At 54.2% G+C, this 24,040-nt stretch carries 23 protein-coding genes and 1 tRNA gene; 3 read left to right on the plus strand and 21 right to left on the minus strand.

Annotated elements, in window-relative coordinates; translation table 11 throughout:
- Positions 1 to 113 precede the first annotated feature (113 nt).
- The 3 genes from cbpM to MC50_RS10395 all read right to left on the minus strand — a co-directional run bounded on the left by cbpM (position 114) and on the right by MC50_RS10395 (position 2,156).
- Complete coding sequence (gene cbpM, locus MC50_RS10385) at positions 114 to 419, minus strand: chaperone modulator CbpM (protein WP_032689883.1); 306 nt, start codon at positions 417 to 419, stop codon at positions 114 to 116.
- Positions 419 to 1,336: a curved DNA-binding protein gene (cbpA, locus tag MC50_RS10390; RefSeq protein WP_032689882.1), complete on the minus strand. Its 918-nt coding sequence runs from the start codon at positions 1,334 to 1,336 to the stop codon at positions 419 to 421. The genes cbpM and cbpA overlap by 1 nt, the downstream gene beginning before the upstream one ends.
- A 136-nt stretch (positions 1,337 to 1,472) precedes the next feature.
- A complete protein-coding gene (locus MC50_RS10395; protein WP_032697125.1) occupies positions 1,473 to 2,156 on the minus strand; it encodes a TerC family protein in 684 nt (227 codons plus the stop codon).
- A 234-nt stretch (positions 2,157 to 2,390) separates the two neighbouring features.
- On the opposite strand from MC50_RS10395, the gene MC50_RS10400 reads away from it, so the two are divergent.
- Positions 2,391 to 3,182: a DsbA family protein gene (locus tag MC50_RS10400; RefSeq protein ID WP_032689879.1), complete on the plus strand. Its 792-nt coding sequence runs from the start codon at positions 2,391 to 2,393 to the stop codon at positions 3,180 to 3,182.
- Positions 3,183 to 3,421: 239 nt separating this feature from the next.
- Here MC50_RS10400 and MC50_RS10405 read toward each other — a convergent pair whose 3' ends face one another.
- The 9 genes from MC50_RS10405 to MC50_RS10445 all read right to left on the minus strand — a co-directional run bounded on the left by MC50_RS10405 (position 3,422) and on the right by MC50_RS10445 (position 12,530).
- Positions 3,422 to 4,138 (minus strand): EAL domain-containing protein, encoded by a 717-nt coding sequence (locus tag MC50_RS10405; protein ID WP_050461230.1) that lies wholly within the window; start codon positions 4,136 to 4,138, stop codon positions 3,422 to 3,424.
- Positions 4,122 to 5,759, minus strand: coding sequence for a PglL family O-oligosaccharyltransferase (locus MC50_RS10410; RefSeq protein ID WP_319830351.1), 1,638 nt, complete (start codon positions 5,757 to 5,759; stop codon positions 4,122 to 4,124). The genes MC50_RS10405 and MC50_RS10410 overlap by 17 nt, the downstream gene beginning before the upstream one ends.
- A 43-nt stretch (positions 5,760 to 5,802) precedes the next feature.
- A complete protein-coding gene (locus tag MC50_RS10415; RefSeq protein ID WP_032689877.1) occupies positions 5,803 to 6,345 on the minus strand; it encodes a fimbrial protein in 543 nt (180 codons plus the stop codon).
- Between the two features lie 8 nt (positions 6,346 to 6,353).
- Complete coding sequence (locus MC50_RS10420) at positions 6,354 to 7,418, minus strand: fimbrial protein (protein WP_047663798.1); 1,065 nt, start codon at positions 7,416 to 7,418, stop codon at positions 6,354 to 6,356.
- Positions 7,415 to 8,020 (minus strand): fimbrial protein, encoded by a 606-nt coding sequence (locus tag MC50_RS10425; RefSeq protein ID WP_032689875.1) that lies wholly within the window; start codon positions 8,018 to 8,020, stop codon positions 7,415 to 7,417. Before MC50_RS10425 ends, MC50_RS10420 begins: the two co-directional genes overlap by 4 nt.
- A gap of 25 nt (positions 8,021 to 8,045) precedes the next feature.
- Positions 8,046 to 8,822, minus strand: coding sequence for a fimbrial biogenesis chaperone (locus tag MC50_RS10430; RefSeq protein WP_032689874.1), 777 nt, complete (start codon positions 8,820 to 8,822; stop codon positions 8,046 to 8,048).
- A 20-nt stretch (positions 8,823 to 8,842) separates the two neighbouring features.
- Positions 8,843 to 11,323, minus strand: a complete 2,481-nt coding sequence (locus MC50_RS10435) for a fimbria/pilus outer membrane usher protein (protein WP_047663799.1) — start codon at positions 11,321 to 11,323, stop codon at positions 8,843 to 8,845.
- A gap of 40 nt (positions 11,324 to 11,363) precedes the next feature.
- Positions 11,364 to 11,912 (minus strand): fimbrial protein, encoded by a 549-nt coding sequence (locus MC50_RS10440; protein ID WP_072000050.1) that lies wholly within the window; start codon positions 11,910 to 11,912, stop codon positions 11,364 to 11,366.
- 69 nt (positions 11,913 to 11,981) lie between these two features.
- Positions 11,982 to 12,530 (minus strand): fimbrial protein, encoded by a 549-nt coding sequence (locus MC50_RS10445; RefSeq protein WP_032689872.1) that lies wholly within the window; start codon positions 12,528 to 12,530, stop codon positions 11,982 to 11,984.
- A 640-nt stretch (positions 12,531 to 13,170) separates the two neighbouring features.
- On the opposite strand from MC50_RS10445, the gene MC50_RS10450 reads away from it, so the two are divergent.
- Together MC50_RS10450 and MC50_RS10455 are read left to right on the plus strand one after the other, a co-directional pair.
- Positions 13,171 to 13,977 (plus strand): winged helix-turn-helix domain-containing protein, encoded by an 807-nt coding sequence (locus tag MC50_RS10450; RefSeq protein ID WP_047663802.1) that lies wholly within the window; start codon positions 13,171 to 13,173, stop codon positions 13,975 to 13,977.
- Positions 13,967 to 14,485 carry a FidL-like protein gene (locus MC50_RS10455; RefSeq protein ID WP_032697131.1) on the plus strand — a complete coding sequence of 173 codons (519 nt, stop codon included), beginning with the start codon at positions 13,967 to 13,969 and terminating at the stop codon, positions 14,483 to 14,485. Before MC50_RS10450 ends, MC50_RS10455 begins: the two co-directional genes overlap by 11 nt.
- Positions 14,486 to 14,978: 493 nt before the next feature.
- Here MC50_RS10455 and MC50_RS10465 read toward each other — a convergent pair whose 3' ends face one another.
- The 9 genes from MC50_RS10465 to cutA all read right to left on the minus strand — a co-directional run bounded on the left by MC50_RS10465 (position 14,979) and on the right by cutA (position 24,002).
- Positions 14,979 to 15,656 carry an NAD-dependent epimerase/dehydratase family protein gene (locus tag MC50_RS10465; protein WP_047663803.1) on the minus strand — a complete coding sequence of 226 codons (678 nt, stop codon included), beginning with the start codon at positions 15,654 to 15,656 and terminating at the stop codon, positions 14,979 to 14,981.
- 58 nt (positions 15,657 to 15,714) lie between these two features.
- Positions 15,715 to 16,635 carry an SDR family NAD(P)-dependent oxidoreductase gene (locus tag MC50_RS10470; RefSeq protein ID WP_047663804.1) on the minus strand — a complete coding sequence of 307 codons (921 nt, stop codon included), beginning with the start codon at positions 16,633 to 16,635 and terminating at the stop codon, positions 15,715 to 15,717.
- A gap of 106 nt (positions 16,636 to 16,741) precedes the next feature.
- Positions 16,742 to 17,311, minus strand: a complete 570-nt coding sequence (locus MC50_RS10475; protein ID WP_047663806.1) for a TetR/AcrR family transcriptional regulator — start codon at positions 17,309 to 17,311, stop codon at positions 16,742 to 16,744.
- A 101-nt stretch (positions 17,312 to 17,412) separates the two neighbouring features.
- On the minus strand, positions 17,413 to 18,264 hold the full coding sequence (locus MC50_RS10480) for an SDR family NAD(P)-dependent oxidoreductase (protein WP_032697136.1): 852 nt from the start codon (positions 18,262 to 18,264) through the stop codon (positions 17,413 to 17,415).
- Positions 18,265 to 18,827: 563 nt separating this feature from the next.
- A tRNA-Phe gene (locus MC50_RS10490) sits at positions 18,828 to 18,903 on the minus strand.
- 115 nt (positions 18,904 to 19,018) lie between these two features.
- The gene (locus tag MC50_RS10495) at positions 19,019 to 21,106 is read right to left on the minus strand and encodes a DUF1176 domain-containing protein (protein ID WP_047663811.1); all 2,088 of its coding nucleotides are present in this window, start codon (positions 21,104 to 21,106) and stop codon (positions 19,019 to 19,021) included.
- A gap of 183 nt (positions 21,107 to 21,289) precedes the next feature.
- The gene (locus MC50_RS10500; RefSeq protein WP_015585335.1) at positions 21,290 to 21,865 is read right to left on the minus strand and encodes a transcriptional regulator; all 576 of its coding nucleotides are present in this window, start codon (positions 21,863 to 21,865) and stop codon (positions 21,290 to 21,292) included.
- Positions 21,866 to 21,900: 35 nt separating this feature from the next.
- Positions 21,901 to 23,703 carry a protein-disulfide reductase DsbD gene (locus MC50_RS10505; RefSeq protein WP_047663812.1) on the minus strand — a complete coding sequence of 601 codons (1,803 nt, stop codon included), beginning with the start codon at positions 23,701 to 23,703 and terminating at the stop codon, positions 21,901 to 21,903.
- The gene (gene cutA / locus MC50_RS10510) at positions 23,679 to 24,002 is read right to left on the minus strand and encodes a divalent cation tolerance protein CutA (RefSeq protein ID WP_004856939.1); all 324 of its coding nucleotides are present in this window, start codon (positions 24,000 to 24,002) and stop codon (positions 23,679 to 23,681) included. Before cutA ends, MC50_RS10505 begins: the two co-directional genes overlap by 25 nt.
- Between the last annotated feature and the right edge of the window lie 38 nt (positions 24,003 to 24,040).

Here is a 24,040-nt window from a genome sequence, read left to right on the forward strand (position 1 = left end):
GGCGGCGGCCAGCGCCTTGCCCGGCCTACCGGTTTTAGGCCATCAAAAGATGCCTGGTCTTTTGTTGACCCGCGCAGGCGGGCCATGGCAGAAGAGCCTGCTGTGCTACCGGCTTAACTATGCGCCAGAAAACGGGCCAGCTGCTGCTGCAGCAGCCGGTTTTCGCGGGTCAGCCGGGCATTCTCATCGAGCAGCGTTAACGCCACCGCGATACCCGGCCAGTCCAGCTCCAGCTCCCGACGCAGGCGCATCGCGCGGTGGACAATCATCACCGCGCTATCGTCGAACAACCAGACCTCCGTCAGCGGCTGGCGTGGTTCAATCACGCCCAGGCCGACGATCTCCCGCAGATCCTCTTCGGAAACGCCGGTATGCAGACAAAACTCCGTCATCGTAAAGGTCACTGCCATTTTAGCCATTATGCTTTCCCCCATGCTTGACGCGGCTCGAAGCCGGCCTCTGCATCGGCCAGCTGTTGCCAGAGCGCGCTGGCTTTCTCATTCGGTTTGGGCGGCATGACGATTTTAATCACGGCATATAAATCGCCGGTGGCCGTTTTGCTGGCCAGCCCTTTCCCTTTAATACGTAAACGCTGTCCCGCCTGGCTACCCGGTGGGATGGTCAGCAGGATGCTCTCTTTGAGCGTCGGGATGGTCACTTTGGCGCCAAGCGCCGCCTCCCACGGTGCGAGCGGCAGAACGATTTCCAGGTTATGGCCCACAATATCAAACAGCGGATGCGGCGCGATGTGGATAACCAGCCACAGATCGCCATTCGGTCCGCCGTTTTCTCCCGGCGTTCCCTGACCTTTCAGGCGAATACGCTGCCCGTCGCTGACCCCGGCGGGAATTTTCACATTCAGGGTTTTCGGCGTTTCGCTTTCAACCATTCCGAAGACGTTATAGACCGGCAGTTTGTAGCTGATGGTGCGCGTCTGCTCGGCCAGTGTCTCTTCAAGGAACACCGCGACTTCAATTTCTAAATCATGGCCGCGGGCGGCATGCTGGCGGCGGGACTGGTGCGCCTGCTGGCCAAACATCGACGAGAAGATGTCGTCAAAATCCTGCTGGCTGTAGCTTTGTTCGCGGGAGTGCTGCTGGCGGCCAAATTGCGGGTCGTTGCGGTGCTGCCAGAGCTGGTCATATTCGGCACGGCGCTGTTCATCTTTCAGGACTTCCCAGGCTTCGGCGAGATCTTTAAATTGCGCTTCGGCATCGCTTTCTTTACTGACATCGGGGTGATATTTACGAGCCAGGCGGCGGTAGGCGGTCTTAATTGTTTTTAGATCGTCTGTTGGCTTAACCCCTAGAATGGCATAATAATCCTTTAATTCCATGGCGTTATCTCATTTGACTTGCTGCGGTGGTCACGACTTTCAGTCATAAGCTTAGGGCAAATGAGTGCCGGTGGGGAAGGAATCTGGCGGAAACTTGACGCCGTCGGGATTGACGGCGTCTGTCAGCGGCGGGCGCTTAGCTGGCCGGACGCGCCCGGCCGTTGCGACGAAGTCCTTCCAGCAGCACCAGCGCCGCGCCGAGGGCGCCGGCGATAAGCGGTAGCGCATCGGGTGCCTGCGGAAACAGGCGTACGATGGTGGGGTCGGTAACCCACATCGAGCCGGCTATCCAGCCGATAAGGGCGCCTCCCAGCAGGATAACAACCGGGAAGCGGTTAAGGATGGCCAGTACCAGCTTACTGCCTGCCACGATGATCGGAATGCTGATCAATACGCCCAACGCGACCAGCAGCAGGTGGCCTTTCCCGGCGGCGGCGACCGCCAGCACGTTATCCATCGACATAATAACATCGGCCACCGTGATGGTGACCGCGGTCCGCCACAGGCTGCCTGAGCTGCCGATCTCTTCATCTTCATCCTGATGGGCAACCAGCTTGATACCGATCCACAGCAGCAGGAGCGCCCCGACAATTTTCAGCCACGGCAGAGAGAGCAGGTAGACGGCAATGGCCAACAGCAGAACGCGGGCCAGAATGGCGCCGAAGGTGCCAATAATAATCGCTTTGGTACGCTGTTCGGGCGGCAGCTTGCGGCACGCCATGGCGATCACCACCGCATTGTCGCCGCCCAGCAGCAGATCGATTGCGATGATTTGTAGCAAAATAACAACAACATCCCACTGATTGAATAGCTCGTTCATGCCTGACTCATATCATGTTAAAAAAAGTATCCTCAAGGGAAAAAGCGCAGCAAGCGTACCTCTGTTCTGGCGCATTGACCACTGCCCGGCAAAAGAGCGCTGGGGTTGCCCATGCGCGATATTGAAAAAAAAAGTTACGAATCAATGCATCGTGCCGGGATGATTCACCGGAAAAGGATGGTACTTTGTTTTGTCAGACCCACCTGCCGTTTACTCATCGCAAGGATTATCCTCATGGCTGGTACGAAAAAAATATTGATTGGCGCGTTGCTGGGCACCACGCTTCTTCCGGCTTTGGCCATTGCCGCGGAGGCGCCGGCAGCAACTTTTACCCCGGAGCAGGAAGCCCGCATTGGCAAAATTGCCGCGGATTACTTAGTCGCGCATCCGGAGGTGCTGCTGCAGGCGAGCCAGAAGCTTCAGCAGATTCAGCAGGAACAGCAGGCGAGCGCGGCAACTCAGGCCGTGATTAAAAACCAGGCTGCGCTGACCCAGGATAAAAATACCCCGACCTACGGACCGGCCAATGGCAAGGTGACCGTGATCGAATTCTTTGATTATCAGTGTATTTACTGTAGCCGTCTGGCGCCGGTGATGGAGCAGGTGATTAAAGAAAATCCGCAGACCCGGTTTGCGTTTAAAGAGTGGCCCATTTTCGGCAGTCGCTGGGAGACCTCGTTGACGGCGGCGAAGACTGGCCTGCAAATTTACCAGCAGAAGGGCGCGGAAGCTTACCTGACCTACCATAACGGGATTTACGCCACCGGGCATAACGAAGGGAAGCTGACGGCCGCGGATGTGCAGCAGCAGGCGAAGAAAGTGAATTTCGACGCGAAGAAAGCGCCGGATGTTGCGGCTGCCCTCGAGAGCACCAACCAGCTGGCGCAGGAGATTGGCTTAAGCGGAACGCCGGGCGTAATCGTGATGCCGACCACCGGCGCGACCGAAGCCACGATTACCGTCTTCCCGGGGCTGGCTGATAAAGACTCGCTGGATGCGGCGATTAAGAAGGCTGGCGGCAACTGAGTATTTATAGTCGGATTCATCGCTACAAGAACCCACCTGGCGGTGGGTTTTTCACATCATGCTCAGCAGGGCGCACCGCATCGGCATAATCATCTGGCAGAGCCCATCCTTAGTTTGCGCTTATGACGCGGCAGTCTGGAAGAGAGCGCTGACGGGAATATGGTGAGGAAGTCAGGGCAGCGGCGGGATTATCTTGTTGCATTCAGGCAATGTTTGCGTGCCTGTATTCGCGCCATCGCTTAACTGAGAAGATGTGCGATTGGCAGGGGATCGCGCAGTAAAAATCCCTGTACGGCATCGGCTCCGCTGTCACGGCTGAGCGCGTAATCTTGTCCGGTTTCAACTCCCTCAATGACGACTCGTTCGCCCATCTCGCGATAGCGTGCAATCAGCGCGGCCAGCTGTGGTTCTGCTGTTCTGAGCTGGTGAAATAGCTCGCTGGAGATTTTTATCGCGTCAAAACGCATCCCCGTGCGCTGCCAGATCGGTACCTGATGCGGATACAAATCATCGAGCCAGACTTTAAACCCCGCCCGATAGAGAGTACGTATCGCTGCCAGTACGATTTGTCGTTCGTCCCTGGCAAGGTGCAGCATATTACCAGGGTCCTGTATTTCAATAATAATCCGCGTTGGACGCCCCTGCGCAATCAGCGCCTGGATAAACGCTGGCTGAGTCATCATGTTGAGTGACATGTTGAGGGAGAAACGGCCTGGTAATGCGATAACTTGTTGGATTTGCCACAAAAATAACTGTTGTTTCGCCTGAACAGAGAGATGGCGAAAGAATGCATCTGGCGAGAGTTTCGTCTGAATCTGACTTAGCACTTCAGTGACGTTAGAGACAGAATCTGCAAAAAAGTGGATCATTTCGAGCCGGATCCCGCAAACCGGGCTCAGTTCCCGGTGATGGCTCATCTCTGACGGGAATCGGACATTCTCAATCTTTCTGCTCATGTTCATTGTTTCTGTGATTGAAGGGGCGCCGTGTGTCCTGTAGCCAGGGGATGCGGCGGTCTTTTGGGTACTCGAGATAAAAGCGGTGCGCCAGGTGGCGGGCTAGCGCAAAATCGTGCTGATGCTGGGCAATCAAAATGCGTGTGAATGAGACATTCGGATCGGGATGGACACGCACGTAGCGGGAGGCCCAGTGCCAAAAGGCGTTCAGCCACCGTTCGTCCTTCGTCTGTTGATAACGTTGCAGGTAGCCCATGTGGATATCGAACTGATACCGGGACCTCAGAAGCCAGCCGCCGGGAGGAACCTGGGCCTGAAGCCGCCACTGCTCTCCCTGTCGTTCAATGGCGGTCAACTGCTGCTGAATGTGCAGCGTTTTTCCCAGCAGTGGGATCACTATCAGGGTCAGCAGCGCGAGCGAGGTGCGGATCGTCATTGTGGTCACCCCGGCGAGCTGTGTTCCTTTTATCGGGCGATCCGCACAACGCATCAGCAGGATCAACAACAACCAGTGTGGCGTCGATTGCCAGACGGGGTACTCCGTCAACATATGGATCAAGACGGGAACCGCGCAAAGTAAGCAGGCGCGACGCCAGACATTGCCAGCCAGCCAGAGCCTGACTCCGGCAGAGATAAAACAGGCGGTGCCGGCCAGCCCGACCATGCCGCCTTCAACCAGCCATAGCACCAGTTCATTATGCGGGTGAGCAATCCGGCTCAGCCCCGTGTGGCCAAAATGCATCAGAAAGAGGGCGGGAAAGCTGCCGACTCCGGAGCCCATCCAGGGATGATGAGTAAACAGTGTCCAGCAGTCGCGGAGGACTTCCCAGCGGGTGCGGGTGGAGGTCTGATGATCGATGATCGCGACGGATAGCAGGCGCCGTACGCACTCCCCCAGCGCCATGCCCAGAATCAGGAGCAGCAATAATCCTGCCAGCCGCCGCCGTGCAGGAAAGCAACACAGCAGCAGAAACCAGCCGATAAACAGTGACAGATATCCGGTCTGGGACTGGCTTTCATGCAGCACAAACCCCATTAACAGCATGCCTGCGCCGATGGCAATACGGCATCGGGCGCCGGTACGTAAGGCGAGGGTCGCGGACAGCAGAGTTCCGCTTGCCGTGAAGCTGGCCATCAGGTTGACCTGTTGAAAAATGCCATATGGGCGCGCGTCTCGCCACCAGGGAAATTCCCAGAACTGCGCCAGAGGCAGATGCAGGTACTGAAGGGTGAATATGCCGCATTCGAGCAGACTTGCGCCCCACAGGATTGTGAGTAACTGAGTGAAGACCTTGCCTGTCAGCGGAATTTGCAGCAGAACCAGATAAAACAATGCGCCGCCGGTTATCGCACCGGCAACGAGGATGGCTTCCGAACGCCAGATCGCAGGCGTCAACAGGCAAAGCAGCGTCAGGAGGAAGGTGCCAGCGATAATGCACAACGATGGCGTCGTGATGCGCCATCTTCGGCGGGATAACAAACAGGATGCACCGCCCATTATCAGCCCGGCGTAGAGCCAGGCCATGATATTCATCGGCAGTGACAGCCCGCTTCCGCCGTTATTGGGCCAGTAAAGGTGGAGAGTGATACCCCAGAACGCCGTGCTGAGGCCGATTATCAAACGCTGTCCCGAGCGGTGAGGCGATAAAGAGGAGGTCTTCATGCTATTGATAATTTAGCGTCCAGGTTCCGCTGGCGCTGAACGGGCCAAACTCGATGGATTGATTTTTCAGGGCATCAGGCTCCACCTCGACCCAGCTCAGAAAGTGTAGCGCCATGGGGCCTTCGGTAATGGCCTGTCGGGAGGTGCTTTGGCCCAGATGAATGGCGGCGCCGTCCTCCTCGCTCAGCCCTATCGCCACGCCAGAGGCACTTCCGGGACCGCCGCTGTTCAAGGCCAGATGATCGGGTAAATTTGCATCTTCAGTACCGTTAAAGGTGACGGAAATCGTGGCGAAAACGTCGGGATTACAATCACGTAAGGGGATCGTGAACGCCTGAGGCTGACTGCGTCCGCTCAGGTAAAGGTCTTTCGCGGCGATCTGTCCAAAATCGACTTCAATCTTGTCTGCGTTGGGCGGAAGGCTGCAGGCCAGTGCCATGACGGTGCCATGAAAATGCATATCGCCGCCGACAAGTTTGGTTTCCGCATTGACGGCGCCGCTCAGGAATAAAGAGAGCAGCACCGGGAGTATCCGGTAGGTCATCGGGCGCCTCACTGAAACTGTGCCACAACGGTTGCGGAGGCTTCGAATTCCCCCTCTTTCACACTTCCTGCGCCAGGATTCGCGATGGGAGCGGCGGTGAGATTCCAGTCGCCCTGATTTTGATAAAATCCTTTCACATTATAAAACTGGTTGGGTACCACGGTACGGCCACCCTCGTCTTTGAGGATGATGCCAAGATCGTCGCGTTTCTGCCCGTTACTCAGGGTGCCGAGAAACTGGTTATTAAATCCGGCGGTTCCGGAGGCTGTGCTCGTCTGGACGGCCAGATTGATATTCAGCGCGCCCTGATCAAAGCTTCCGCCTTCGCATTGGACGTGGATGGGGATCGATTTACTAAAGTTGACCCCATTAAGCTTCTCGTTCGACCCGGGTAAATTGCCGAATTCAACCGTGATTTTATCGCCACGATTAAATGTGCATTTATCAGGAACGGTAATAATCCCGGATTTAATCACCACCCGTGAAATAGAGGTTGTTGGCGTCGGACCGGCGGTTCCCATTCGTCCCGCGACGTCGAGAAGCGACTGCGAAGCGATGTTGATCCCGTTAATGATCGGTTTGGTGACGATAAATACCACTTTCCCTTTGGAGCCGCTTTCGACGTTTCTGACCGTAGAGACGCCGTTGCGTTTCGAACATGAATTGTTGGTCAGGAGATTTGACACATTGGTAAAGGGAGCGGGTACGTAGCCGCGATAGTTTCCGGCAATCCACACCGAAACCTCGACATCCAGATATTCATTCAGACGATAGCGATTGGGGCCGTTTGATGAGAGCGGCATGGTGGAAAGCGTTGAGTAATGGATAGCCCCGCGACTGATATTTTCAACAGGGCAATGAAAATTAACCACATATTGCCCGTTCAGATTCCAGTTGAAAGGACTGGTACGTCCGCCAATATGGTTTTTATCCATATCTAACGATTTCAGCTCGATATCATACTGATGCGGCATCCCCCCTTGCGGCTCGCCTTCTCCTTGCGTGAATGCCGATGCAGCCAGGGTCATGGACGAGAGCGTGGCGCCAAGCAGGGCTTTGAACAATAGGGTCATAGATACTCCAGCTTCAATCTGAGCAGTCCTTGAAAGGCACCGGCGCTGACCTCGGGTCCGGTAGATTCCAGCGCGGCGAGAAAGTGAAGCGCATTATTTCCAGGTTTAATCATCCACATACGCTGTGGCTGATTGAGATGGATAAGCTGCTGGTGTTCGGTCATGACGCGGATACCCGCTCCCTGAACATCGCCGTGGATGCGTGCAAGATCGCTATTTTCCCACGCGCCTTCCGCCATCAGCGTGAGGGAAATGCCTTGCTCTCGCGTGCTACGTGCGAGCGGTGGGGTAGCGGAGGTTTGTCCTGGGAGATCCCGTATGGTGTGGCTCGAACCTTTCAGGCAGTCATTGAGAAACAATGTGACGAGAACCGGGCGGCTACGATCGCCTGCCTGGTGAAAAGCGCTCGCCGGAATATCTCCGAGGTTAATACTTTGATCGCGGGACGCCATGTCCAGTACGCAGGGTGAAACATAAACGCGCCCGTGAAAGCGGACGTCGCCATATTCACCTGAGACATGGCTCATGTCGTGGTGCCCGTTATCGGCCTGAATGGAGCAGGAGCACCCTGCCAGCAGCAGGATGCAAAGTCGCTTCTTCATTAACGAATCTCCCTGATGAATCCTGTTACCGGGGTTGTTGATCGGCTGGCAATGCCCGGCAAATATCACCTGTGCAGCGATATCTCAGTTCCGGATGGCCGCCAAAATCATTCACATACATCATGACGAACTGACCGATCCCGGCGTCGGTAACCTTAAACTTCTGCGATGATTTAGGGGCAACCATCATCCCCGGGAAGTTTGTTAGCCTGCCGCTGCCTTCCGCTTCGGTTTTGCGGCTCAGACCGATGACCGTGATGAAGTAGGGGGTCGGATTGTCTACCGACCACTGGCTGCCGTTTTTGTGGAAGACCAGCTGGTTTTGCCAGACTGTCCCCGGTTCTGGCGGCACAATCGCCGAAGGGCGATAAAACAGCTTGATGCGCGACTGCATCGCCAGCTGCAAAACGTTGGGTTTATCCGGTTTCGGCGGAATTTCGCGCACGTTGAGATAGAACAAACTTTCACGATCCTGCGGAAGGGAGGTAATCCCGCTGGTTTTGGTGACCCGGGCGATTCCTTTTTGCCCACCGTTAATGCGCTGTAAGGGGGGGAGAACCATGAGGGGAGAGGTCACTTTGGCGCCGCTGGCATCTTCCACCCAGGATTGCGCCAGGAAGGGCGTTGAGGGACTGGTGTTGGTTAAACTGGCGCTCACTGAGCGATCGTTCCCGGTGATGATCAAACGGGTACGATCCAGGGCGACGCCGGCCCAGGCCGAATGGACTACCGCAGCCAGTAGCAGGCCGCAAGTGGCTGACATCAGCACCCGACGTATAGGAAAAGAGGATTGGTTTTTCATCGCAGTATTCATTTTTCTGGTTAAGAGGAGTGGCAAGGCAGCAAGACATTGCCTTGTGGGTTAATGTGTCGGGGAACGTTCAGGTGGCATTGCGTCTGGCCTCCCCACACAACGGAGAGCGTTTCATCGGGTTTGACCCCCGCGATCCAGCTTTCCCCGTTGTCCATGACCATGGCGACGCTGACGCCGTTAGCATTAAAAATTTCTGCGCCAAAAGGCGGGGCTGAGCCATCGGCAAGACGCAGCAACCCCATCATTTTTTCACCCTGTGCTACCGCAAAGCGTTGATACCCAATGGCTCCTTCCGTTAACGTACTGGTGACAATGGCTTTAGTGGCGGCGATGTCCTCAGCCATCGCGTCGACGTCAATGCGGGTATCAAAGCTGTTGTAGCTGACAATGTCGGGCACGACAGCAATCCCAAAGCGGTTTGAGTGGGCCTGTTGACCATTGAGGGGAACGTTGGCAACTCCGTCGGTATCGACCATCACGCGGGCCGTGTTCATTGAGGCCTGGCTATTGTGGAAGGCGGCTCCGTGCCGCGTGGCGGTAAAACCACCGCGCACCGTCCCTCCAACCGAGATATAGCGGTCCTGTTGCCAGCTGAGGTTAGACTCTAGTTCCGCCATCATGCTGCGGTGCTGGTAGTAACCATCAAAGGCCGTTCGCCCGTCTTCTGACAGACCCGCACGTACTCGCCATGGATTATTGCGATCGCGGTTATCGGAATAAGAAACCATCTGGCTGGAGCGGCCGCCGCTGTTTTGCAACTGATATTCTGTCGAGCGTCCGTCTCGCCACGGGATCGACAGGGAAAGTGACAGACTGTCATCGCGCTTTCCCTGATACTCAGAACGATAGGCCGCAAGGTTAGCGCTGATCCCTTCCATACCGGCAAACGAGAACGTGTGCCCGACCGACAGACCATAACGATCCTGCGAACGTCGATCCCAATAGTTCTGATGGGCATAAGTCAGATACAACGTGGTGGCAAGACGAGGATCGTCGGCAAAAAAGGTGGTATTCCCGGTGAGGGTATACATCTCTTTTTCACGCCCGGTGCTGTCGTTATTTTCGTACTGCTCATCCAGAAATTGCGAGAAAGAGCGAAAGTTCCGCTGGGAAAAACGATAGCCGGCAAAGGTAATGGCGCTGTTGTATTCATCAAAGGTTTTGGCGTAGCTGAGCTTGAAGGACAATCCTTTTTGCTGGTTTTGATTTTTTATCCGGCTGATCGATTGGGTGACATCCGCCGAGAGGGCGCCCAGCAGACTCAGGTCGCGCCCTATGCCCAGGGACCCCGCGTTATAGCGATTGCCGGTCAGCAGCGCACCGCCATACAGCGACCACGCGTTGCTCATTCCCCATGAAAAGTCGCCGCTATAAAACGCCGGCCCCTGGAGGTGATGGTCGTAACGCGAGGGCTTCCCCACGGCGGCGTTGTAACGGATATAACCCGGACGCGTCAGGTAGGGAATATCAGCCGTATTGACCTGAAAGGTTTGAACCGTGCCATCTTGTTCTTCCACCCGAACATCCAACGTGCCGCGCACCGAGCTGCGCAGATCTTCGATATTGAACGGCCCTGCCGGGACGGTGGTCTGATAGATCACATGCTGCTGCTGGCTCACCGTGACTTTGGCGTTGCTTTTGGCAATGCCGTGGACCTGCGGGGCATAACCTTGCAAATTCGGCGGCAGCATACGCTCGTCGCTGGCGAGGTTGGCTCCGGTAAAACGAACAGAATCAAATATCTGTGAGTTTAAATAGATCTCGCCAAGCGTCAGCTTCGCCGCCAGCATAGGCAGGGGACGATAGGCGTAAAATTGATCCCAGTCGAAGCGTGTGCCTTGTGTGTCAGAGGTATAATTCGCCTGATACTGGCTACGTACACGCCAGGCGCCGAGGTTAAATCCTGTCTGCCCGTAACCTGAAAGGGACTGGTAACTGCCGCCATCCTGTTGATAGCGCGTTGCCTGCCCGGAAAGGTTGTAGTCAAAAATGAGCCCGGTTATGCCGTTGTCCCAACGTTCGGGTGGCGTCCAGTTTGGGTCGGTATATTTCATCCACGCCTGGGGGACGGTAATATCGAGGACGCCGGCGCTATTGTTCAGCGCTATGCCGGGTAGGCGTGAGATATCGAGACAGTTCTCTGCAAGTGGGCGGGTGTATTTCAGTGCATCCTCTTTCAGCGCCAGTAGTTCGAGCTGCTGCGGGCTGAGACAGACCAGGGTCTTATGCGGATGGTCAACATCGGAGATATATCGGACCTGTTGCTGAGCGATCTCCTGGCCGTTGATGTGCACGTCCAGCAGATAATCTCCGGGAGCCACAAAGTTACCTTCGGAAAAACGCTGTAAATCTACATTTTGTCGGTCACTGGCATCCAGCACGGCGGTATTGAATTCAATGGTTTCGTCTGCAGCAGCGGGAAAAAAAGAGGTGCAGGCCAGGGCAATGAAAAGTGCCAGAAGCGTTTTGGATGTATTCAGCGTAGTCATCTTCGTTTGCTAACCTTCAGGACCTTATTACCAGAACGGCTTACAGATAATTCACAACAAAATGCATGCTGGCGTTAAACTCACCGGAACGGATATATCCGTTTGGGGAAACTAAATGTGCTGTAAATCGGAGCGTGTTTTTACCTGGATTCAGTACATAATCTGGGGAGGGGATCCCCATATGAATGGGATTTCCATATTTATCAAAGATTGTAATTGATAAATCTCCGGAATCAGATTTCACACTTAAATCATCTTTATCATTGCTCTGTGATGCATTGTAAAAAGTGATGCTGGCACTATGAAATATACTGCCTGGATGTTGTGAATCCCCTAATGAACAGCCAAGTAAATGAATACTAAAATCATGCGCTGAAATATTTTCAGGGGCATTGCTAATATCTCTCGCAGAAATATTATGAAATTCAACTAACAATTGCTGGTCATCATGATCGACATAGCAAGCGGCTTCTATTATTTTCCCCTGTAAATGCATTTTACCTGGCGTTTTAGCTAGTTTACTGGTGCTCGCCAGGGTCCATGTTGATGGCAGGAGAATCAAAAGCAGTAGAGTCCGCCATCCAGGCATCGCTGCGCTCCCTTTATCTATTGGATATAAAGTTCTAAGCAGGCGCAGCGATGCACCTGCCCGATATCGTTACTGGTAATCGATCTGGAAGTTTACGGTAGACTCGAAGTCACCCGGAGTGACTGCTGCAGAGGCGTTATTGGCCTGTAAATAAGCCACGAAATCGATATCGGTTTCACCGTCAGTAATATTGACCTGAGATGCCGCCTGGCCCCATTTCACATCCTGGTTGCCGCTATCAACCATGCCGATACCTGCGCCTTGAGCGGTGCCGGAGGTGAAAGCGGCCAGAGCTGCGTTGTCCGGATCGATTGTTGCCGGGGTGTAAGTCACGGTGGCAGTTTTAGCCACGGTGGTATCGCATCCCTGCAGGACGATCTTCGCGTGTCTGGTTCCTGCGCGCTGGTTATCTTTTAACTGAGACGTTGGAATCTCACCAAAATTAACTTGTACCGGGCTGGATTCTGGCGCCAGGCCACAGGCTGAATTGACCAGCGTACCGGAGAACTGAATTTTCCCGTTGGTCGGGTCGACGCTTTTCGCCGCGTAAGAAGAAGTTGCCGTCAATGTCATACCGGCCATCAGCGCACAGGCGACAGCTACATTTTTCATTTTCATGTTTATTCTAGACCTTGTTTCTGTTTGGGTTATTACAACAATGTGTTGAGGCAAAGGAATGTCCTGCCTGAAATACCTTTGTCGACTGAAGGCAATAGCGTGATACCGCTCCTGGCCATCAATATCCCCTGCGAGTGAGCTAAGTAATAATCAACGCGGAATTATCAAAAGCAACCATCAACACTGTTTCGGCGACCTATATTAAGTCGGTGGAAAAATGAGGCAACGCAAAATGTGGGATTGAATCAAACTCAGCTGATCCTGTTGTTGTGGCTTCTTCTTATCAACTGTTTATGTTGTTTTGATTGTTTTTTGATCTTTATAATGGTTTTATATTTTGTATTTACCGTTATTTATAGTGTTTTTATCTGTCGTTTGTATTTTTATTTAGTCAGAAGTGGCTACCGTAGAACATTTATAAATTTTTTGTGAAAAAAGAAAAGAGGGGCAAAGTGTAGAGATGACAACAGGATAGCCATTTTTTGTCTGTGAAGTATTCGGCTATATGTATAATATTAAATAGATGTTATGAAATAGCTAATAAAGCGATCTCTGATAAATTCTAAAATGATAAATGAATTGTGATATGCTAGCGCCTCAGACATTTATTCAAGGATATTCCTGTATCAAGGAGACATCATTGGTTTCTCATATCCCAATAGATAAGATTAAATCCGTAATTATTGGCGATGGTATCGTATTCAGACCGCATAAAAACTCCTTAAAAGACGTTGCATCCGGTAAGACTGGTACTCTCAATAATGTCGCATCGCAATTGCTTCTTTATTTGTTGCAAAATGGTAACGACATTTCTACCCGCGACGAGATTCTTCTTAATGTTTTTCAGCGTAATGGCGCCAGAGCAACCGATGCAAACCTGAATCAGCATGTTTCCTTTATACGTAAAGTTATTACTTCTATCGGACACCCGGCTGAGGTTGTGGTAACGGTTCCTCGAATGGGGTTCAGAATCGGTGAGTTTGTTATTCATTTTCAACTGCTGGAGGAGCCGCAAAAAGCGGGGGAGCCTGTAACGGCTGTTTCTGATGCCAGAAAAGGCCGAAAGAGAGCGAGTCGCTGGACGATCGGTCTGACGGGGTTAATTACCAGTATTGCCGTGCTGGCGACATATTGGTGGACATGGATACCCGATGAAATTCCGATGGTTGATGTTTCAGTCCTCAGGACCGTCAGCTGGCAGCAATGTCAAATTCATATTCTGGGAAATGCCAGCACCGATAATATTACCGAGAAGAGAGCTCAGGATATTTTTCAGGAAGCCGGTATTACTCCTGATTGTTCAGTGAAAAAAGACCTTTATCTCAATACCTGGGCCAGTAACTATGACCTGATCAACTGGACATTTGCTGCGGAGTGTGGATACAACAATGGTTATTACCATTGCCATAGTCAGTATCATCATCGTGAGGAGTGGTATGAAGACTGAGAGGGATCTATCCCCTTATTTATGGGCATTGGTGATCATCATTATTGGGGGGGCGCTGATAGCTTATTTACTGGTGAACAGAGATGCCAAAAAGAACGAAATTAGCTTTTCTTGTTCATCTGAATTCAGTTCGTCCCTTGATATACATAAGTCAAAAATGGATCTTGAGGGGATTTTGTTGATTACCAGCTATCACTCTGGCTATTTTTCCTTGTCAGTGCAGGGATCGTTGAAAGCTGAAAGTGGTCAGTATGTTGTTGACCGTAAGCTTTTCTTTCGTTATTCCCGGCCCCTGGGACATGCGGCGGGGGTGTATGCGATTAATCCGTCAGGGCGTGAAAAGTCGCCAGATGATAATGCGCCTGATGCTATCGATTATCTTTTTTTTGACGCCTATGAGCGTGCGGACAAGCTGTACATGGTCAAACGTATTGATAGTGAGACGGTCGTTATCGGCGATCAGTTTTCACCGCGATATGCTTGTGTGATGAACCACTTTACTCGCTAGTGTACAGAGTCTTTCCTCGTGCAGGGACGCGCTGATGGGAGGAGAAGAGCAAGAAAGGATTGCGGTTTACGCGCTGGCTTCGAAGGGGTGAGCGGCGTGCCGCGAATAATCGAACGGAGCTCGATGAAGAGTCCGTATGGCAGCAAGCAAAAAAACCAGCCCTTAGGTTGGTTTTTTTAAATAAGAGGTCGGGCTCGGAATGGCCTTTTGACGCTGATATAGGCTGCTCCCTCCTGAAAGTATTTAGCCACAAACTTCTCATCTTCATACCGGGGCCATGCCTGTTTGCATCAAAATGATCGCCGGGACGACGAGTGACATCAGCGCGGTTGTCAGGAGCAGGACTGCTGTCAAGGATCATCAGCATTCGCTCAAGGCCAGCGAACCGATCGCGCTACCCGCCCCGGTTACCTACCGCAGCATGACCGGTCAAACGCCGGGCATGCCGGCGACCAAACAGGCTAACATCGGCTAATCACCTGTGTTACCCGGTTCAGCGATGACGATCTGCACAGGCCACAATATCCGACTTTGTCATAACAGTTTTTTCCACGCCAAAACGCGTGATGTTCAGCATCGCGTTGCCAATGTCGATAATAGATAAAAATCGCTTTCCGGTAGTGGCGCTGATAAGGCGCATGACGGGGGCAACCACGGTATATAAAAGCCGGTAAGTCGGGGTTCGGGACTGCACTTCTGGCGTAGGCAAAATAAACGCTGGTCGGAAAATCGCAGCATGGCCGGGAAACAGCATCAGCAGTTTGTTTTCTACTTCGCCACGCACACGCGCCCACATCTGCGAACTCTTTCCGCTACTGTCTGCGCCTGCGCCGGAGACATAAACAAACTTCATCTGCGGGCTGCGGGCTTTGAGCTGCCCGGCAACCCGCAGCGTCATGTCGTAAGTGACGCGTCGATACACTTCCTCACTGACTCCGGATGAACTCATCCCGGCGCAGAAGAAACACGCATCAACATCGTCGAACAGCGGGTCCGCCGCGTCAAAGTCCAGCAGGTCGCCGTTCACCACATAACGAATTCGGGGGTCATGCTCGCCTTCAGGCTGTTTTCTGACGAGCAGAATAATATCGCTCACGTCTTTTGCCGCCAGGCTTGCCAGCAACACACCCTGCCCAACCATGCCGCCGGAACCTACAATCACAATTTTCATGCGCTATCTCTTGCCGAAGCTCTGTTTGCCGGCCTCCTGTCAGGAGGCCCGTCTGGTATCAATTTAGTAGATCTTCCGTCAGATCCCACAGGCGCGACGCGTTGGCTTTATCCAGCGCCCAACCCGCAACCACTGAAAACTCGGTCATGCGGTCTCCGCTGGTACGCGTAATCAGCTCTGCCTCGTTACAATCGGCGAAATAGCGCCCGCCAACGCCCTCCAGTTCAGGTAGCGTTGCGACCACAATTGACGTGGCGGCTCCCTGCTGGGTGCTTTTCCACAAGTGCTCCGGTACCGGTAACTCTCCCGAGTACCGCTGCAGGTTTGATTTAATCGCGCCGGGCATTACCGCGTTAACGAAAATGCCCTCCTCCTTCCAGCGACGGGAAGCTTCCACGGCGAACAGCACCATCGCCGTTTTCGACTGACCATAAGCCGTCCACGGATCGTAAGGACGAATATGGTAGTGAATATCGTCGAACACCACTGGACTAAAGTGATGGCCGCTGGAGCTCACGACGACGACCCTTGCGCCGCCCGCTTTTTTCAGCGCCCCATATAGCCCTTTGGTTAAAGCAAAATGGCCAAGGTAGTTGGTAGCAAATTGCGCTTCCCAACCTTCCCGGGTTCGGGTTTCCGGCATGGCCATTACGCCCGCGTTATTAATTAGAATATGCAGAGCACCGGACCACGAAGAAGTAAATTCGGCAATAGAATTTCTGTCAGTGAGATCCAAATAAGCAACATGGATATTTTTATTGCCGGTGCTGCGAATAATATCTTCAGCGGCCTGCTTGCCTGCCTCTATATTCCTTACCGCCAGCGTAACCTCAGCGCCTGCGCCAGCCAGCGCCCTTGCTGTTTCCAGACCGATGCCTGATGCCGCACCGGTCACCACGGCACGCTTATCGCTGAGATCCTGACCTTTAATAACTTCATTGGCAGTACTATTAAAATTAAACTGTGTTTTAATCTTCATATTTAATGACTCTGAAATTTTAAAAAAAAAGTGCAGTAAAGAGCAGGTAGTAAATAAACTACCGACTCTTTAAGTTATATTCAGGGAACGAGCGAACTATTTACGTTTAAACCGTAATAGCGCGCCACATCATAGTAAAACCAAGCTGCAGCAATTTATCTTTCTCTTCCGGATGCCGAACAATTTGCTCGCTGGTGGCATCAGCGATATTTTGAATAATGGCATAGATAAACGTTTTGCAATCGGTGGCGAAGAGCGACTGCTTGATTGCCTCATCAAACATCTTATCCACCTGATTCAGCGCCTCCGGCGTCCTGGCGAGCGTCTCCGGCGTAAGCAGATCTGACACCGTCAGCAGCCTGAGCACCTGCTTTCCATCCGGATTTTTCAGCGACCATTCCGTGTAGGCTCGCCAGATATGCATAATCTGCGTGTGAAAATCGGCGTCTTTCGGGTAGCCGCTCACCAGCAGGTCAGACATATCCTGCTTCAGCATTAAATAGACTTCGTTCAGCAGCTGCTCTTTGGTGGGGAAGTAGGTAAACAACGTGCCTACCGCTACTTCCGCGCGTTTAGCAATGCTGGCCGTTGTAGCCGACAAACCGCTCTGCGCAACAATCGCCACCGCGGCCTCCAGAAGTGCCGCCTGTTTTTGCGGACTTAGGGGTCTTGCCATTCCAGCGTCTCCGGGGTTAGTACCATCTCCGCCTAGTGTAATGGATTTAGCCGATGGATTTTCGGCTTTGCTCCCGCGCAGACAAACAACGGGGAAAAATATTACTCGGGAATAAACCCGGTTTTACCTTCGATGACCACGGAGACGGACACCGCTTTTTGCTCCTCCAGCGACTGCAGGCTCTTCTCATAGCTGCCTTTAAGGATTTGGAAAGCATCGGCACCCAGCACGGTTCTCAGCGGTGGCTCTGCCTGCTGACTCAAGGTATAGATGGCATCAGCCATTTTTTGCGGGTCACCTGCGTTACTCTCTTCGCCGTGTTCGGCAATCCAGCGACGCAGTTGGCCCACGGTACCGTTTTTGTAGGCGTCGGATTCTTCAGTCCAGCGCACATTCGCCTGGAAGTTCGTTTTAATGGAGCCGGGCTCAATGATTTGCACCTTGATATTGAACTCCGCCACTTCCTGCGCCGTGCTTTCAGCAAACCCTTCAAGTCCATATTTCGCGGCATGATAGAACGCACCACCTGGGAAAGCGACGCGGCCGCCCATGCTGGTGATATAGATCAGCCGTCCTTGCTTTTTAGCGCGCAATGCTGGCAGGAATGCGCGGGTAATATGTACCGGGGAGAGCAGGTTCAGGGCAAACTGGTGCTCAATTTCCTGTTCGGTGAACTCTTCCATCGCCCCGATTATCGCCCCGCCGGCGTTGTTAACGATGACATCGCTATCGGCGTGCTTTTTCGCGATAGCAGGTAGGCGGGCATAGTCGGTCACATCCAGTTTCTCGGTGATAAGCTGTCCGGCAAACTGCTGCTGCAGTTCGGCCAGCGCGGCGGGGTTACGCACTGCGGCCACGACGGTATTGCCCGCTTCCAGCACACGACGGGTCAGCGCCAGACCCAGGCCACCGGATGCTCCGGTAATAAACCACTTTTCAGTTTTAGACGTCATCTTTGTATCCTCGGTTGATAAGCTCGGCGCATGGCCTGGCGGTGAGTTGCTGCGTTTGTCATGGCCATTAATTAAATGACTGACTACTCACTCAATTATATGGCTGGCGATTTAATTTGCAATACGCAGAGATAAAATTTATTAAAGTGTGAAGAGGGGATGAGAAGAAAAATTATATTTATCAAATAAATGAATCAATATAAAACCCAGGGTGAGCGTTTTCGCTGGGCCCGGAAAGCGCTAGCGCAATCGCCAGTGGCGGGAGTCATTAGGGCGAACGAGCAAAAATATGTTGCCACTGTCGGCCAGTTTATGAGCTTTTTCATCCGATTTAGCTGCACGGATTTTAGCGCCATCGAGCGCCAGGGGTGGGGGGCTCCTGAGAGTAAAAGGGGGATAAATTTTATCGAATTAGACGATACCCGCAGTTGTACCCTCGTAAGGGATTTGCTGTGGGGTGAAGTTGATTGAGTTGGGTGGAGTTAAGATATTGTAGAAGTGTTGATTTCTGCGGGCTTAGAATGCAAAAACGGACCTCCGTAGAGGTCCGTTAATATGAATTTTGGTGCCCGGACTCGGAATCGAACCAAGGACACGGGGATTTTCAATCCCCTGCTCTACCGACTGAGCTATCCGGGCAACGGGGCGCATTAAACCGTAATCCATCCTGTGCGTCAACCAAATTTCTTGATTTCCCTGCTGATTGCTTAACTTTGCGGCAGTTTTGCCGCGAAAGGGACCTTTTGCGGGTTCATCACATCATCCCGTTGTCACCTTCGCGGATTTTCCAGCCGCTGACGGCAGAGATAACGCGGCGCAACCCGGATACGGAGTAGCCGCCAATGAGGTCTTCGTCTTCTCGCGGCGAGCCGATCATAATTTCCGCATCGACGCCGTGGCGGTAGGCGCCATGATGGCTGATAACGGTGCCAATGAAGCATTTTCCACCGAGCCAGACGGGGATATAGGCCACCGTTTCATAGACGTAGTAAGAGGCGACGCCGCTGTAGTAATTATCCGCTTCCTCTGATGAGGTACCGGGCGGGATAGGGCAGATGGGGCCATCTTCCGCGTGATCTTTTTTATCTTTCAGCAGGTTGCTTTGCATCAGGTCCAGCGATTTGAGTAAATCGTCGCGCTCCTGTGCCGTGAGCGCCGGCGTCAGCGGCTGGCCTTTTTCCGGTGAACTTAGCGTCTCCAGCCTGTAGCGATAGCGGATCGTCACGGCAGGGCTTCTGTCCGTCGGGCTGAAGGGGCGCAGCAGATACAGGTTGTCTTCGCCGAACTGGCCGTTGTACCACAGCGCATACACCTGGCCGTTGATTCTGACCCACTGGTTCCACTGATTGGCGCCGCGGCCGTTGAGGGAAAACAGCGCCCCGGGTACGCCAGCGTCAAAATCATCGTCGTCATCGGTATCGCTATTATCGACGGTATCAAACGTATTATCCCCCCGCCTCAGCACGCCGGTGTAGCTGAAGAGCCCGGTCCCGCCGATATAGCTGTCGATGATTAAATCGCGCTTACCGTCGTTATCAAGATCGACCAGCGTGAAGCTGACCTTGCCGTTTTCTGAGTCAGCGCTGATATCGGAGTGCAGAAAAGCCTGCCACTCATCGTCGCTGATATCGACCGCGGGTTTGTTGGTCGATACCAGAGAGTCGTCCGCGTAGGTCAGCGTAAAGTTCGTGACGTGCCCGGTGAGCGGGAACTGCGCGGCAACCTTTTTCAACGCCAGTTCCGGGTCGCTCTTTTGCTCTTTCAGCACGGCGTTATACAGCGCCTTGAGCGCCAGATTATCGGCGTCCTTCTGCTGTTTTGGCCGTACCTGACTGACGAACGTGGGCAGCATCCAGGTGCCGCCAGGGGTGATTTCACGACACATACCGGTCGTGTATTTCAGACTCTGCACGAAGGTTCTGCCGTCCCAGACCCGCTCCTCGCCGTTGACGCAGTCGGCGATGCCGCGCCCTTTCATGAAAAAGGTGATTACGCCATCGGCATAGCTCGATGCATCGGTGGTGATCAGCTGTGGTTTGGCGAGAGGGGTATTCTCCACCACCCACATGGCGTAGCCGTCGTTATAGGCGGCACGCCAGCACAGGGCCTCGATTAGCGAATGGGTTTTATCGAGGGGGGTTGCGGTGATCTGCCGCTCCTGCGACGGAATATCTTTATTTTGCCAGTCATCACAGCGGCTGTTCAGCAACGGGGTCAGCGCTGGCAGCAGCTTCTGCCGCTGCTTTGCCGTCAGCGGTTCGCTCTGGGCGTTGCGGATCGTCGGGGCGGCGATAATTTCCGGAGCCGGAACGGTGCTGAGCGTGTTGTCATCGTCGGCATCGCCTTTTCGCACCAGCGCATCTGCGCTGCCCAGGCGCTGCTGAAACTCATCAATCTTCAGAAACACCGCACTGCTGCCCGCGCTGGAGAGCGGTTTACGCTGGCCGTTAAGGGCAATCTCGATGTGATTGTCATGCTCCAGCGCCTGAATCAGGGCGGCGGTCTGGCTGCTATCGAAGCGAAAATGGCTGTCGTCTTTGGCCTCAAGCGTACCGCGATCCTGATTGTCGATCAGCAGGTTAACCGTGGCGTCCTGGGGAATATCATGATCGGTCTGGGCGAAGGTCACCTGAGCGCTTACGCGCTGTCCGGCGCCCGCATTACGGGTCAACAGGACGCTGATTTCCCCCATGTTGACACCATAACCTGCGGCCCGACAGGTGCCGGTGTTATCGCAGGCGACTTCCCAGTCTTTATGCGCGAAAGAAAAACCCTGAACAGGCGCGGCCAGGAGCGATGCAGGGCATAGCCCCATGATGGCAGCCCATAGGAGAGGACGCATATAAATCCCTGTAGACATATCGATGTAGGGGGAATTATACCCTTCGCACTCCAAGTTGCATCTCTGTTGACAACCCGTGCGGCACTCAATTACCTACGGCCGGTCAGAGGGCGGGGACGCGGTTGCCCTCACGCGTCCTCTTGCGGGGGAGAGATATGCGGATTCGCATCGGGAAAGGCACAATCAGGTTAATGCGCCACCCGCACGACATTGGGCAAACCGCAGAATATCTTCCGCCAGACGCTGGGCGGTATCGACATCCGCCTGGCTGCGTTTTATCAGCAGACGGCTCAGGCAGCCTTCGACAATCAGCTCCATCTGTTTGGCCACCATCGCCGGGTCGTCCACTTCCAGCTGGGTCAGCAGTTCGTGGGTATTGGCCAGAGACGCCTGCTTTTGTTGTTCCGCCAGCTGATGGATAGGGTGCTGGGCGTCCGGATAAAAGGTGCAGGCGGCGATAAACAGGCAGCCGGGATAGCGATGGTTGCTCACGCATTGGGTTAATGCGCCGTAGCGCGCCAACAGCTTTTGCTCTGGCGTGAGCGTGTCATCGAGCAACAGCTGACGGCGCCAGGCATCAACCTGATGACTGAGGTAACGCAGCGCATCGTACAGCAGCGCTTCACGATCGGGCCAGAAACGTTTGAGGTCAGCGAGCGGGTAAGAGACGCGTTCGGCGACCATTTCCAGCGTGGTGTTGGCAATACCTTCAATTTCGAGAATTTGTATGGCTTCACCCAGGACATCTTCACGTTGCACGGTCTTCTCCTCCATTTTTCCTCCTAAAGTGTCGTTCACGGTTGCCAATCGTGCAAATGGGCGCTGAATGTCGCCGCATCCATAAAGCCGGTGACGCGCTGCGCGGGCTGCTCTTCGCCCTGCGCATTAAAGAACAGAATGGTCGGCAAGCCGAGCACCTTCAGGTGTTTCAGCAGTGCCACATCCTCGGCGCTGTTCTTGGTCACGTCTATCTGCAACAGAACGGTCTCTTTCAGGGCCTGTTGTACTTCGGTCGAGCTAAAGGTGTATTTTTCAAACTCTTTGCAGGCGACGCACCAGTCGGCGTACAGGTCGAGCATAACCGGTTTACCCTTTGCCTGCGCCAGCGCCTGGTCGAGCTCTGCGATGTTAGCGACCCGCGTAAAGGCCAGATGTGACTGCTGCCGGGCTACCGGCTCGCCAAAAGCCCAGTCCTGCAGCGGACGCGCGCTGACCAGCGCCGCACCGAGCAGAATGATTTGCACGAGGCGCAGCCAGGGGCGGGATGCGCCGAGCGCGGTAATAAAAGCCCAGCTAAAGAAGGCCACGCCCAGCAGCGACCACAGGCGCAGGCTCCAGGGCTCGCCGACGATACGCTCCAGCAAAAAAACCGGCAGCGCCAGGATCACAAACCCGAACGCGGTCTTCACATGGCTCATCCACGGGCCGCTCTTCGGCAGCAGACGGTTGCCAAATACGGTGACGAGGATCAGCGGCAGCCCCATGCCCAGCGCATACAAATACAGCGTACCGCCGCCGAGCCACAGGTTGCCGCTCTGGGCAATATACAGCAGGATGGCGCTCAGCGGCGCGGTGGTGCAGGGCGAACAGATCAGCCCGGCAATGGCTCCCATCGCAAAGACGCCGCCGGGTGAACCCCCCTGGCGTTTGTTGCTCATCAGCGTCAGGCGGGTTTGCAGCGATGAGGGCAGCTGCAGCGTGAACAGACCAAACATCGACAGCGCCAGCAGGATAAAGACCGCAGACAGGGCAATCAGTACGTACGGATGCTGCAACGCCGCCTGAAACTGCAAACCGGCGGCGGCGACCACCAGCCCCAGCGCGGTATAGGTCAGCGCCATCCCCTGCACGTAGATAAACGCCAGCAGCAGCGCTCGTCCGGTAGAGAGCCGCTGTTTGCCGCCGAGGACAATACCCGAGATCAGCGGATACATCGGCAGCACGCACGGCGTGAAGGCGATACCGATACCTATCAGCAGCGCCCATAGCGCGGAGAAGGGCAGGCTGGCTGGCGCATTATCGCCGGCGTCGCTCTTCTCTTGTCGGACAGACTGCTCGGGTTGCGAGGCCAGCTCAGGACGCTTTTCCACCGGCAGCGGCGGATTAAATTTGGGTTGTCCGGACGCGGGGAGCGCCGGATGGGCGGGGACCGACTCGCTGCCGGAGGCGGCCAGTACCGTGCGAAGCGGCACCACTTTCGTCTCTGGCGGATAGCAAAAGCCCGCGTCGGCGCAGCCCTGATATGTCACGGTGAGCGTTGCCCCTTTTTCCGCCTGGTTCAGCGTCACCGGGATGGTCAGCCGCTGGCGGTAAATCTCACTTTTGCCGTAAAACTCATCTTCATGCCAGGTCCCGGGCGGCAGCGTCGGCGCGGCGAGGGTGGCATTCGCCGGCGTCAGTTTGATCTGCTGGCGGTAGAGATAGTAACCCTCTTTGATTTGCCAGGTCAGGTTGAGGTCCCGCTGACTCTGCTGGAAATCAAAGGCAAAAGCCTGGTCTGCGGGAACAAAGTCAGAACGCCCGGGGGCGTCAAATAAGCCGGCGAAAGCGGATGTGCTGCAGAGCAGCAGAATCAGCGTAATGATGCGTTGAGCCATGAGAGGTAATCAGTGTCTCCGTGAGTGACGGGTAAAACCAGTAATTCGGGGGTTTGATACGGGTGATGGGACTTCAGGCAATCCAGTAACGCCTGCTGGTGAGCCCGGTCGGTTTTCAGCAGCATTTGCACTTCATACTCCTGCTCCAGCTTGCCTTCCCAGTAGTAGAGCGATGTCGCTCCAGGCAGGAGCGTGGCACAGGCGGCGAGCTTTTCGGCCAGCACTTTGGCCGCCAGATCCTGGGCAGTGGCTTCATCCGGCGCGGTACAGAGAACAACAACAGCATCAGGCGTAGTCATCGTGAACCTCGTATCAGCGAAAAGAGGCACTATAGCAC

It is taken from the genome of Klebsiella planticola, assembly GCF_000783935.2.
Lineage (GTDB): Bacteria > Pseudomonadota > Gammaproteobacteria > Enterobacterales > Enterobacteriaceae > Klebsiella > Klebsiella planticola.